The 12,053-nt window shown below is 73.4% G+C and carries 11 protein-coding genes; 2 read left to right on the top strand and 9 right to left on the bottom strand.

The genetic code is table 11. From position 1 onward, the window contains the following. Nucleotides 1-208 precede the first annotated feature (208 nt). Nucleotides 209-487, top strand: coding sequence for a hypothetical protein (locus V6U77_RS10790; RefSeq protein ID WP_334606123.1), 279 nt, complete (start codon nt 209-211; stop codon nt 485-487). A gap of 15 nt (nt 488-502) precedes the next feature. Here V6U77_RS10790 and V6U77_RS10795 read toward each other — a convergent pair whose 3' ends face one another. The 4 genes from V6U77_RS10795 to V6U77_RS10810 all read right to left on the bottom strand — a co-directional run bounded on the left by V6U77_RS10795 (nt 503) and on the right by V6U77_RS10810 (nt 4,913). Beyond that, nucleotides 503-1,768, bottom strand: coding sequence for a glycoside hydrolase domain-containing protein (locus V6U77_RS10795; protein ID WP_334606124.1), 1,266 nt, complete (start codon nt 1,766-1,768; stop codon nt 503-505). A gap of 103 nt (nt 1,769-1,871) precedes the next feature. Then, entirely contained in the window at nt 1,872-3,332 is a 1,461-nt protein-coding gene (locus V6U77_RS10800) for an SDR family NAD(P)-dependent oxidoreductase (protein WP_334606125.1), read from the bottom strand. A gap of 139 nt (nt 3,333-3,471) precedes the next feature. Continuing rightward, on the bottom strand, nt 3,472-4,515 hold the full coding sequence (locus V6U77_RS10805) for a fatty acid desaturase family protein (protein ID WP_334606126.1): 1,044 nt from the start codon (nt 4,513-4,515) through the stop codon (nt 3,472-3,474). A 149-nt stretch (nt 4,516-4,664) separates the two neighbouring features. Next, complete coding sequence (locus V6U77_RS10810; protein ID WP_334606127.1) at nt 4,665-4,913, bottom strand: hypothetical protein; 249 nt, start codon at nt 4,911-4,913, stop codon at nt 4,665-4,667. 292 nt (nt 4,914-5,205) lie between these two features. On the opposite strand from V6U77_RS10810, the gene V6U77_RS10815 reads away from it, so the two are divergent. After that, a complete protein-coding gene (locus V6U77_RS10815) occupies nt 5,206-6,297 on the top strand; it encodes an ice-binding family protein (protein ID WP_334606128.1) in 1,092 nt (363 codons plus the stop codon). Between the two features lie 55 nt (nt 6,298-6,352). Here the strand turns inward: V6U77_RS10815 and V6U77_RS10820 are convergent, their stop codons facing one another. The 5 genes from V6U77_RS10820 to V6U77_RS10840 form a co-directional block, all read right to left on the bottom strand. Further along, nucleotides 6,353-7,837 (bottom strand): glycosylase, encoded by a 1,485-nt coding sequence (locus V6U77_RS10820; protein ID WP_334606129.1) that lies wholly within the window; start codon nt 7,835-7,837, stop codon nt 6,353-6,355. Then, nucleotides 7,828-8,877: a glycosyltransferase gene (locus V6U77_RS10825; protein ID WP_442934409.1), complete on the bottom strand. Its 1,050-nt coding sequence runs from the start codon at nt 8,875-8,877 to the stop codon at nt 7,828-7,830. The genes V6U77_RS10820 and V6U77_RS10825 overlap by 10 nt, the downstream gene beginning before the upstream one ends. Beyond that, on the bottom strand, nt 8,874-10,013 hold the full coding sequence (locus V6U77_RS10830; RefSeq protein WP_334606130.1) for a glycosyltransferase: 1,140 nt from the start codon (nt 10,011-10,013) through the stop codon (nt 8,874-8,876). The genes V6U77_RS10825 and V6U77_RS10830 overlap by 4 nt, the downstream gene beginning before the upstream one ends. Nucleotides 10,014-10,209: 196 nt before the next feature. Further along, nucleotides 10,210-11,223, bottom strand: a complete 1,014-nt coding sequence (locus V6U77_RS10835; protein WP_334606131.1) for a glycosyltransferase family 4 protein — start codon at nt 11,221-11,223, stop codon at nt 10,210-10,212. Then, nucleotides 11,220-12,032 carry a DUF5994 family protein gene (locus V6U77_RS10840; protein ID WP_334606132.1) on the bottom strand — a complete coding sequence of 271 codons (813 nt, stop codon included), beginning with the start codon at nt 12,030-12,032 and terminating at the stop codon, nt 11,220-11,222. The genes V6U77_RS10835 and V6U77_RS10840 overlap by 4 nt, the downstream gene beginning before the upstream one ends. Nucleotides 12,033-12,053 lie beyond the last annotated feature (21 nt).

The following is a 12,053-nucleotide window of genomic DNA, read 5'->3' on the forward strand; positions in this document are numbered from 1 at the left end:
CGCGCGGCGGACGCGTCGCGCCGCATGCCGCGCGGGCGAGGCGGCCGGCCGCCCGCGTCGCGCGGCAGCCGGATCCCACGACGCGCGCGGGGCCGGGCAGGTGGCGCGGACCGTGCAGAGTGGGGGTGTCCGCACGGGCGTGGACGTCCCGCAGCGGTGGGGCCGGGTTGCTGTCGTGGGTGCGCGGCGGCGTGGGGGAGGGCGGAACGTGACGTCAGGCGGTGCGGACGACCTGTCGCGGGACACCGCCCGGACCATCGGGCTGGCGAGCCGGATCCTGCTCGCCTACTTCGACGACGACATGGGCCAGGTCGCGGCCCTGGTCAACCCCCGCCCGCAGGAGGCGGTCGAGGCGCTGATCATCCTGGCCCAGTCGGCCATGGTGCAGGCCACCGGCGGGCCGGCCGAGGCGATGACCAGACTGCGCGAGTTCGCCGTACGGGCCGAGATCGAGCTGGGCGAGAACTACCCGGACCACCGGCGTTGACCCGGCGGCGTCGGGTCAGGCGCGGGTGATCCGCACCGCGTCGGCGACCACGTAGCCGCTGCCGCTGGTCCAGCGGCTCACCCCGACCTTGTTGCCGTCGCCGGCCGCGAGCGTGAACACGCCGATCGACACCCACCGGCCGCCGTTGACGCGCTGGTCGACCGTCACCGACTGGTTGCCCGAGGCGGTGGCGACGAGGTACGGCGTCTGGCTGTTGTATCCGGGGTCGGCGGGGTACCAGACCGAGATCTCGTAGCTCCCCGTCGCCGGGATGTTCGCCCGGTACCAGGCGACGTCGCTGGCCGAGGTCGGGTTCGCGTACCGGTAGTCCGTGCCGTACCGGCTGCCGGAGTACGCCGAGGTGCTCCAGTTGGTGCTCGCCGTGAACCGGCCGGCCGTGGTGTTGTCGACGGTGGTGCTCCACTGCTGCGGCGGCGACTGCGGGGACGCGCTCACGTCCAGGTAGTTGCGGTCGATCTTCATCGTCACGCCGCCCCAGGTCTCCGTCACGTCACCGGCGTACTGGTGCAGCCGCTGGTGGTTCGCGTAGTAGGCGTCGGAGCAGTAGGAGCCGGCGTCGGTGTCGGCCACGCCGTTCCACCAGGCGATCCAGATCTGGTCCAGCCTGGTGTAGCTCGTGTTGTGGTATTCCAGGCAGACGTCCCTGATGCCGGAGGAGCCGCTGGAGTACATGCCGGCCAGGTAGCCGTGGGTGTGCAACCGCTCGACCCACCCGGACAGGAACGACAGCACCGCCGCGCGGCACGCCGTGGTCGTGGGGTAGTGCTCGATGTCGTTGTAGATGGTGCTGCCGGCGCCGATGCCCAGCGCCCGCGCGGCGTTGGCGGCGCTGTCGGCGGCGGTGCGGCCCTGCGAGCGCGCCGTGCCGGGATCGCCGGACATCTTCGGCGCGCGGGTGCCGCAGGGCGCCTGGTAGCCGAGCTCGATGGGGATGAGTCGCCAACCGTTGGCGGTCTGGTTGCTGACCCAGGTCGCCGTCAGGTTGGGCTGCGCACAGGTGCGGCTGGCCCCGCTGATGTAGATGCCCACCGCGCGGTACGGCGAGCTGGCGCGCCACGCGTTCATCGCCGACTGCGACGGGGCGGCGCAGGTGTCGAAGCCCTTACCGACGAAGGTGCCGGGCTGCGGACCGACCGCCGACGCCACCACGGACTGCGGCTGTGCGGCCGGCGCCGGTTCCGCGACGGCCGCCGAGCCGAGCGTGACGGTGAGCCCCGCCGCGGTGGCGAGGCCCATCAGCCAGGTGGTGGTCCTTCTCATCCCGGTCCCCCTCGAAGGATTTCTTGCACGAGGTTGAAGTCAGTGAAGAACTTTTACACACGCATCGAGGGTTGGCAATAGTGTCGGATTGGTGACGTGCCGGTTACCAGGCGCAGGGCGCGTAGTCCTTGAGGAAGCACCCGTAGAGGTCCTCGCCCTGCTCGCCGCGGACGATCGGGTCGTACACCCGGGCAGCGCCGTCGACCAGGTCCAGCGGGGCGTGGAAACCGGCGTCCGCCAGCCGCATCTTCGTCGGGTGGGGCCGCTCGTCGGTGATCCAACCGGTGTCGACGCTGGTCATCAGGATGCCGTCGGTCAGCATCTCCTCGGCGCTGGTGCGGGTCAGCATGTTCAGCGCGGCCTTGGCCATGTTGGTGTGCGGGTGTCCCGGCCCTTTGTACCCGCGCCCGAACTGACCCTCCATCGCCGAGACGTTCACCACGTACTTGCGACGGGCCGGCGCCGCGGCCATCGCCGGACGCAACCGGCTGACCAGCACGAACGGCGCCGTCACGTTGCACAGCTGCACTTCCAGCAGCTCCACCGGATCGACCTCGTGCACCCGCTGGACCCAGCTGTTGACCGGGTCGAGGTCCGGCACCAGACCGCCGGCGTCGATGGCGGTGGCCGCCGCGATCCGCTCCGGCGAGGCGGAGCCGCTGGTCAGCGCGAGCGCGGTGAGCGCGTGCGGGGTGAGCGGGGTCGACCGGGGCGAGGCGGTCAGGCTGCCCGCCGTCTCGTCCCGGCCGGCCGGCTTGGCGAACGTGACGATCTCCGGCAGGGGGCCCTCCGGCAGCGCCGCCGTCTCCGCGGCGACGAGCTGCGCGTACGCGTCGGGGCTGCGCCGCACGGTCTGCGCCGCGTTGTTGATCAGGATGTCGAGGGGGCCCTGCTCGCTGACCGAGTCGGCGAGCGCGATCACCTGGGCGGGGTCGCGTAGGTCGATCCCGACGATCCGCAGGCGGTGCAGCCAGTCCCCGCTGTCGGGCATCGCCGCGAACCGGCGTACGGCGTCGTGCGGGAACCGCGTGGTCACCGTGGTGTGCGCGCCGTCGCGCAGCAGCCGCAGCGCGATGTACATGCCGATCTTCGCCCGGCCGCCGGTGAGCAGCGCGCGCCGGCCGGTCAGGTCGGTGCGCGCGTCGCGGCGCTCGCGGTTGAGCGCGGCGCAGGAGGGGCAGAGCTGGTGGTAGAAGGCGTCCACCTCGCGGTAGCGCTGCTTGCAGACGTAGCAGCCGCGTGGGTTGTGCAGGAAGCCCGCCGTGGTGCCCTCGGTGGGGGAGGCGAGTGGTATCCCCTGGGTCTCGTCGTCGATGCGTCCCGGGGCGCCGGTGGCGGTGGCCGCCGTCACCGCGCGGTCCGCCGCCGCGATGGCGTCCCGACGCTCCTCGCGCCGGCGCTGCTTGATCACCTTGTAGAGCCGCGCCGTGGCCCGCTGCACGCGCACCACGTCGGGGTGGTCGGGAGGCAGGTCCTCCAGCGCCTCGAAGACACTGAGACAGGTCTCCAGCTGGCTCCGGTCGATGCCGTCGTGGCCGGTGTCCGTAGTTTTGTCCGCCGTCATGCCGTCGCTGTCTCGTCCCGTTTCCCGCGCCGGATCGTCCCGGCCCACGCCAAGTCCGACCCGGAACTGTACGCACCGCGCGGGCACCGGCGCATCCCGCGCCCGTCGACCCGCCCGCCACCCACCTCCCGGCCGTGCCTCAGCCCGCTGCGGCGTCGTCGACCGCCCGACCCGACCCGACGGCGTGCAGGTGCCTCAGCACCTGTGCCCACGAACCCGTCAGGCTGGTCTCGTGGTAGGGAATGGCGTGCTCGGCGCAGAACTGCCGGACCAGCGGCCGGGCGCGCCGCAGGTGGGGCCGTGGCATGTTGGGGAAGAGGTGGTGCTCGATCTGATAGTTCAGGCCACCGAGCAGGCCGTCGAGGAACCAGCTGCCGCGTACGTTGCGGGAGGTGAGCACCTGGCGTCGGAGGTAGTCGACCCGGTCGTCGGCGGCGAGGATCGGCATGCCCTTGTGGTTGGGGGCGAAGGCGCTGCCGAGGTAGAGGCCGAGCAGGCCCTGGTTGACGAGGACGAACGCGACGGCCTGCGCCGGGCTCAGGACGAGGACCACGGCCCCGAGATAGCCGACGGTGTGCAGGGCCAGCAGTGCCGCCTCCACCGGACGCCGCCTCACGCGGCCCGGGCCGACGACGGCCCTGACGCTGGCGACGTGCAGGTGCAGGCCCTCCAGCAGCAGCAGCGGGAAGAACAGATACGCCTGGTAGCGGGCCACGACCGCCCCCGGCCCCCGCTGCCGCCGCGCCTGCTCCGGGGTGAACGACAGCGGCCGGACGACGATGTCCGGGTCGTGGCCCTCGGTGTTCGGGTGCGCGTGATGACGGTTGTGCTTGGTGACCCACCAGTCGTAGCTGAGGCCGATCAGGAGGTTGCCGTGCACCAGGCCGACCAGGTCGTTGGCGCGGCGGGTGCGGAAGATCTGGCGGTGCCCGGCGTCGTGGCCGATGAACCCGGCCTGGGCGAAGACGACCGCGAGGGCGGCCGCGACGCCGAGCTGCCACCAGGACTCGCCGAGCCACCCGAACAGCGCCCACGCGCCGACGTAGCACGCGCCGAGCGCCCCCATGCGCAGCGCGTAGTAGGCGCGCCGTCGATCGAGGAGGCCGGCCTGCCGGATGAGGCGCGACAGTTCCGCGTACTGACTGCCGCCGTGACGATGGGTGTCGAGGGTCGCATCGCTCATGGGTCGCGGCTCCGTGCACGTGGGGTTCTCGGCCTGCCGACGTCGTCGAGCAGGCGGTCCTTCGGGAGGAACGACGGCGACAGCCAGCGCGCGTCAGGATCGACGGCGGTGGCGGCGCGCGGCCCGTCGCTGGGAGGCGCCGCCCGAGCTCACCGCGTCGCGGCTGCCGGCGACGCCGTTCGTCTGTCCTGGCCGGGCATGCCGTCGGTGACCGGCACCCCGCCCGTGCCCGCGTCGGCGAACACCGCTTCCTGCGGGGCGGGGAGAGCACCGTTCGCCGCGTCACCCGTGCCGCGGCGACGCCGGGCTCGTACGACGACGGCCGCCGCCACCACCGCTGCCAGGGACATCGCTGCCGCCTGCGTCAGCGGCACCCTCCTGCTACGTCGACGCCTCATGCCGCACTGCTCCTTTCCAAGTCCGAGTCCGTTCCTGTCCTCATCGTGGGGACAGCGCGACGGCAGCGGGGGCGTTTCGGCGCATTAGACCCGGTTGGGGCAGCCGACCGCGTGGCGTGTGGGGAGTGTGCCGGGCGGCGGCGGGGTGCCGCCCGCGGCCGCCGGTTCGAGGATTATGTGGTTTTAATCCTTTAAGGGCATATCTGTGCGAAAGTCCGATACATCCATTTGCAGGTGTGTGACTCCTGCCGCTGTCGCGGCGGCGGGAGACGCGCCATGAGAGGGCTACATCGTGACAGTCACCCGAATCCGTCATCTCCGGCGCGCGGCGATGCCGGCGCTCGCGGCCGTCGCCGCGGTCACTGCGGCCGTCGCTGTGCTGATCGTCAGTGGCACCGGTGCCCGCGCGGCCGAGGCGCCGGTCGGCCTGGGCACAGCGGCGAACTTCTCCGTGCTGGCCGGCTCCACCGTGACCAACACCGGTCCCAGCTTCCTGGCACAGAGCCTGGGCGTCTACCCCGGCAACACCGCGCCTGGCTTCCCGCCGGGCATCGTCGCCGGCGAGATCCACCTCGGCGACGCCGTGGCTCTGCAGGCCAAGGACGACCTGACGACCGCCTACAACGACGCCGCCGGTCGGACTCCGTTCACCAACCTGCCGGCCGAACTCGGTGGCGCCACGCTCACCCCGGGGGTGTACCGCATCGGCGCCGCGCAGCTGACCGGTCAGCTGACGCTCAACAGCCAGGGCGACCCGGCGGCGGTGTTCATCTTCCAGATCGCCTCCACCCTCGTCACCGCCGCCAACAGCAGCGTCGTGTTCATCAACGGCGCCTCACCCTGCAACGTCTACTGGCAGGTGGGCAGCTCGGCGACGCTCGGCACCGGCACCCGATTCGTCGGCAACATCCTGGCCCAGGCCTCGATCAGCATGAACACCGGCGCGACCCTGCAGGGCCGGGCCCTGGCCCGGACCGGTGCGGTCACCCTCGACACCAACACCATCAACGCTCCCGTCTGCCTCCAGCCGACAGGAAGCCCGACCACCACCCCCACGGGCACGCCGACCGGCCAACCCACGGGCACGCCGACCGGCACGCCGACCGGCACCCCGACGGGCACCCCGACGGGGACGCCGACAGGGACGCCCACCGGCACGCCGACCGGCACTCCCACGGGCACGCCGACCGGCACCCCGACGGGCACGCCGACCGGACAGCCCACGGGTACGCCGACCCGGTCCCCCTCTCCGAGCCGCACCCAGTTGCCCGTGACCGGTGCTAGCGGCGGGGGTGCGCTGGTGCCCGTTCTGACGGGCCTCGGCAGCCTCGCCGTCGCCACCGGCGCGAGCCTGCTCTTCCTCTACCGCCGCAGGACCAACTAGTCCTGACGGGGGTGGGTCCCGGCGGCCGGTCACCGGCCGCCGGGGCCCGTACGGCTCAGCCGGACGCGTACCCGACCATGGCCTCCACGAGCGCGTCGAGGGGTACGGTGGCGAAGCCGACCCGGGCGTCGCTGGCGCCGTACGGCAGCCAGAGCAGGCCGTCGTGGAGCAGGCCGCCGCAGGAGTAGACGACGTTGGGCACGTACCCTTCGCGTTCGGTGTCGTCGGGGGCCAGCAGCGGTCCGGGCAGCTCCGCGATCACCCGCTCCGGACGGTGCGGATCGAGCACCAGAGCCCCGATGGCGTAGCGGCGCATCGGGCCGACGCCGTGGGTGAACACCAACCAGCCCGCCGTCGTCTCGACGGGCGACCCGCAGTTGCCGACCTGGATCAGCTCCCAGCTGCGGCGCGGGCCGTGCAGTGGCACCGGGGCCTGCCAGGTCCCGTCGTCGGCCAGGACGGTCAGGCCGATGGTCTCGCCGTCGGAGCGGCAGAGCGCCAACTGCCGGCCGTCGACGGTGCGGGGGAAGAGCGCCATCCCCTTGTTCCGGGCACCCGGTCCGCGCATCGGGTCGATCCGGAACTGGCTCAGATCGTCGCTGGCCAACCTCCGGGCGGCGATCCGGCGGCCGTCGTACGCGGTGTACGTCGCCTGGTACGTCGGGACGCCGGCGTCGTCGACGAACCGGACGAACCGGGCGTCCTCCATGCCGTTGCTCTCCGTCGCGGTGGCCGGCCAGAGCACCCGCTCGTGCAGGAGGGTGTCGGTCGGGAAGGCGACGGCGTAGCTGGCCGCGGAGAGCCGGCGCAACTGTTCCAGGGTGTCGGTCGTGGTGTGGCGGTACAGCAGGTCGGGGGGCAGCGCGGCGAGTGCCCGTTCGAAGCCCGCCTCGTCGTACTGCTCCGGCAGGGCGGCCAGCACGGTGGCGCAGACCTCGTTGTCCCAGCCCTCCTCGCGTAGCCCGGCGGCGAGCAGGTCCCGCCGGTGTCGGACGTGGCTACGCCGGCCGCTGACCAGCGGTCCCGACCGGTGCTGCACGTCGAGGCGACTCCCGGGCCCCAGCACGGCGCTGGCGAACCCGATCGAGGAGAGGTGGCCCTCACCGATCTGGCGCAGGCTGACCGCCACCCGCAGTTGCCCCGCTCGCAGCGCGGACTGGTCGGGGTGGGCCACCATGGACGGGTTGCACAGCGCGGCGGCCTCCACGGCGTACTCGTGGCTGAAGTAGGCGCCGACCAGCAGCCGCGCGGTGGGGGAGAGCTGTCGGCTGCGGGCGACCCGGTGCCGGACGAGTTCGTAGTGGTGCCGGAAGGTGCCCTCCAGGTCGCGGTGCCGGTCGCCGAAGTCGCGCAGGGTCCGTCGGAGAAGGAGTCGCGTCTCGTCCGCGTCGAGGCCGGCGATCCGGTCGACGAGGCCGTGCGCGCGGGTGCGTGCCAGCGCGGCGTCCTCTCCCGGGACGAAGAGCTTGACGACGACCCGCCGGGGATCGGGGGCGAGGGTGAGGCCCTGGCGGGTGGCGAGGTCCTCGGTCACGACCACCGCCGGGCGTGCTGCAGGGTGGAGATCAGCGCCAGGGTCGACTCGGCGCCCTGGTTGAAGTTGGGGCCGTGCGCGGTGAGCCCGTCGTAGCCGCCGCCGGTCGCCGGGTCCCACATGGCCATGCCGAGGTCGTTGTCTCCCAGGAACCAGCCGACGGCCCGCCCGAGCCGTACCCTCCAGGCCGGGTCGCCGGTGATCGCGGCGGCGGTCGCGCACGCGTCGGCGAGGGCGGCGACCTCGATGGGTTGCTGGTCGTGGCGCGCACGAGCACCGTCGCGTCGCCAGCCACCGACGGGTACCACCGAGAGCCGACCGTCGCGCACCTGCACATCGCACAACCAGGCCAGCATCCGCAGCCCGTCGGCGAGCAACGCGGCGTCGTCCCGCGCGTGGCCGGCGGCGATGACGACCTCCGCGAGGGCGGCACTGGCGTAGCGGAGCTGCTGGTGCGGCCACGGCCAGCGCGGATCGGGGTCGCCCGGACCGACGGCCCCGGCGGCGTCGTCGAGCAATGCCCCCGCCACGGCGTGCCCGGGATGGCGGCGCAGCACCTCGGCCGCGCCCAGCCCGGCGAAGGCCATGGCGTGCGGCGCGGCCGAGCGTCGGGCCGCGCCGCGGCTGAAGGCCACGAGCGCCTCGGTGCGGATCCAGTCGGCGGGATGGCGGGCGGCAGCGGTCCCCAGGCCCCACAGCGCACGCCCCCACCAGTCGCCGAGACCGGGCTGGTCGGTCCAGCGACGGTCGTGGCCGAGGCGGTTGTGGAAGGCGCCGCGACCGTCCTGGGCGTGGGTCAGGAAGGCCAGGTAGCACTCCGCAAGCCGGAGCACCTGCGCGGACGGCTCCGGCTCCCGGCTGGCCACCAGCAGACCCCGGGCAACGTCGTCGGTGCAGTAGCCGTGTTCCCGACGGACGATGGCGTGCCGGGCGTGCTCGAAGAGCCCGGTGTCGTCACTGAGCCGGGCCAGGTGGGTGAAGCTCGGCGCGGGCACCGGCATCCCGGCGCCCCGGCCGCCGCCGGCCCGGTCGAGCGACGTGGTCACGCCGCTGCCGGGGTGGCCGTGGGCGACCGACCGGCGATGAGCCGCCCGGCCAGGGTCTCGTACCGCGCCGCCACCGCCGGCCAGCGCAGGTCCGCAGCGATCGGCCGGGAGCGGCCGGCGAGATTCGCGGCCAGGCCGGGTTCGGTGAGGATCCGCCGGATCGCGGCCGCCAGCGCCGCCGGGTCCCGATGGGGTACGACCAGCCCGGGTCCGCCGGTGAGCAGCTCTACGGCGTGCGGGAAGGGCGTGGCGACGACGGGGACGCCGGCGGCCACCGCTTCGGTCAGCACGCCGGAGGTCACCTGTTCGGTCGAGTCGTAGGGCAGCACCACCACGTCGGCGGAGCGCACGAGCGCCCCGAGGGTGGCGTGGTCGTGGTACGCGGCCTGGTAGTCCACCGCGTGCGCGACGCCGAGTTCGGCGCCGAGACGGTGCAGGCCGGCCCGGTACGCCTCACCCTGGTGCGCGATCACCTTCGGGTGCGTCCGGCCGGCGATGGTGTACGTGGGGGTCGGGTCCAGGTCCTGCAACCGGGCCAGTGCCCGCAACGCCCACTCGACGCCCTTGCCGGGCCCGAGCAGCCCCCAGGTGAGCAGGTGCGGGCGGGTCCGCCGCAGGGTGGGTGCCCCCACCGGTTCGGCGGCGCCGTGCGGGATCACCGACACCTTCGCCGGGTCCACGGCGTAGCCGACGATCAGCCGGTCGTGGGCGGTGCCGGTCATCGTGACGACCGCGCCGGCGGTGGCCACGATCTGCTCCAGCAGCGTCTTCTGCCGGGCCGAGGGCTGACGCAGCACGGTGTGCAGGACCACGATGCTCGGCACGGTGAGCCGGCGCAGCAACGGCAGGACGTCCTCACCGTCGGTGCCCGGGTAGATGCCGTACTCGTGCTGCACGACCGCCACGTCGAAGGCGTTTAGCGCCGCGGCGGCGCCCCGCCAACCGGCCGCGTTCCGCGTCGACCAGGTGTGCACGACGGAGGGTTCCGGGCGCGGGTCGTCACCGGGGGCGGTGACCCGTACGACGCCGCCGGGCGGTCCGCCGGCGGTGAGATGGGCAGCGAGGGCCGAGTTGAAGGTGGCCAGCCCACATCGGGTTGGCGGGTGGGTGCTCAGGAAGCCGTAACGGGTGGACATCAGGTGCCGTGCCTTCCGGTTGTCGGCCGCCACCGAGGTACGGGGCGGGCCTGGCGGGGTAACGGCGCGTCGGCGGCGTGGACGGCCGACGGAACGGGTTCACCGGCGACCGCCGCGTCAGCGACGGTGGGGCCGGCGGCGAACCCGGATCGGGTGGGAGCCGGATTCGTGGCGGATCGTGGGCGCCTGGAGGATGTCAGCGGTCGGGTCGACCGGTGAGCTCGTCGTAGACGGCCAGGTAGTCGTCGACCATCCGGTCGGCGCCGAAGCGGTGCCGGGCCCGTGCCCGGCAGGCGGCCCGGTCGATCGACGTCACCCGCCCGACCGCCTCGACGGCCTGCTCGACGCTTCGCACGAGCAGCCCCGTCACCCCCTCGTCGACCACCTCGGGCATCGACCCGCGGGCGTACGCCACGACCGGCGTACCGCAGACCATCGACTCCACCACGGACAGGCCGAACGGCTCCTCGAAGGCGACGGGGTGCAGCAGCGCGGCGGCGGCGCCCAGGACCTCGCCGCGACGGTGCGGGCCCACGGGGCCGAGGAAGGTGACGCGCTCGCCGTCGACGTGCGGCGCGACCTGCTCGCTGAAGTACCGCTCGTCCTGCACGATGCCGCAGATGGTCAGCGGTCGGCCGGCGCGCCGGGCGATCTCGATGGCGGTGTGGGTGCCCTTGTCGGGATGGATCCGGCCGAAGGCCACCAGGCCGCGGCCGGGATCCGGGGTGAACGGCAGCCCGTCCAGGTCGACGCCGTGGTAGACGGTGGCGAGGTAGTCGAGCCCGCGGACCCGGTCGGCGTCGGAGATGGAGACGTAGGCCGAGCGGCCCTTCTCGTACGCCGGCAGGATCCCCGCCCCGGAGAAGCCGTGCACGGTGGTCAGCAGCGGGGCGGCGCAGTGCTCGGCGAAGGCCAGCGGCAGCCAGTCGAGATGGCTGTGCACGAGGTCGAACTCGGCGGAGCGGGTCAGCGCGTGGGAGACGTGCATGGCCTCCCAGATCCGCCCGTCCATGCCGTGGTCCTCGGCGTAGCCGCGTGGGCAGACACCGTCGAGAGCGGCGGAGGTGATCGAGTCCAACGTGGCGAAGAGCGTCACCTCGACGCCGCGCGCGACGAGGCCTTCGGCCAGCAGGCCGGTCACCTGTTCCCACGGACCGTAGTGGCGCGGCGGTGTCCGCCAGGCCACCGGACCCAGCAGGGCCACTCTCACCGCACCGTCGACCCGTCCAGTCCGGTGATGTCGAGACGCAGGGTCGCGAGCAGCCCGGCATGCCGGTTGGTGTCGACCTGCGGCGGCAGCTCCCGCTCGACCCAGTCCGCCCTGGTGTGCTGGCCGCGTCGACGCAGCGCGGCCACGATCGTGTGCCGGGGGATCGTCATGACCTGCTCCTCGGTGGTGATGGTCGCAAGGCTGCCGGTGCGCCGCTGCCCAGGGGGCGCTGTCGGCGCCGGCACACCGGAGGGTCCGGCGTCGGCCGGGTGGGAAGCGACGAGGGCAGGGGCGCCCGGGTCGGTGCGGAGACGGCCGCCCTCGCCCTCCCAGGTGTGCCTGTCGGCGCTGCCGGTACGCGCGTCGGGTGCGGTGCCCGCGGCGGCGAGCAGGTGCGGGGAACGGACCAGGTTGCCGGCGGTGACGGCGAGCGCCATCGCCGCCTCGGCCAGGCCGACCGGAGTCTCCGGCGGGACGACCAGCAGGTCGACCCGGTCGTCGTTGCGGCAGATCGCGGTCAGCAGGCTGGCGGGCTGGCTGGCGAAGTAGCCCACCCGCACCACCCTGCCGTCCACGGCGAGGCGTCGGGGGTTGCCGTCCCAGACGTCGGCGTTGAGGACCAGGCGGACGATCGGCCCGTGCAGCAGGTCGATGGCGAGGACGAGGCCGGGCAGCTCGGCGATCGGGTCGGTCGAGCGGGGCCACCAGCCGCCGTCGAGCAGCGTACGCGTGGCACGGGTCGGTTCGATCCGCAGGCGCGGCGTCGACGGCGGCGATGGGGGAGCGAGAGCGTGGGTCGGTGGCGTCATGTCGGTCCTCATCGCCGTGAC

The organism is Micromonospora sp. CPCC 205546 (assembly GCF_036902715.1).
In the GTDB taxonomy this organism is placed as follows: domain Bacteria; phylum Actinomycetota; class Actinomycetes; order Mycobacteriales; family Micromonosporaceae; genus Micromonospora.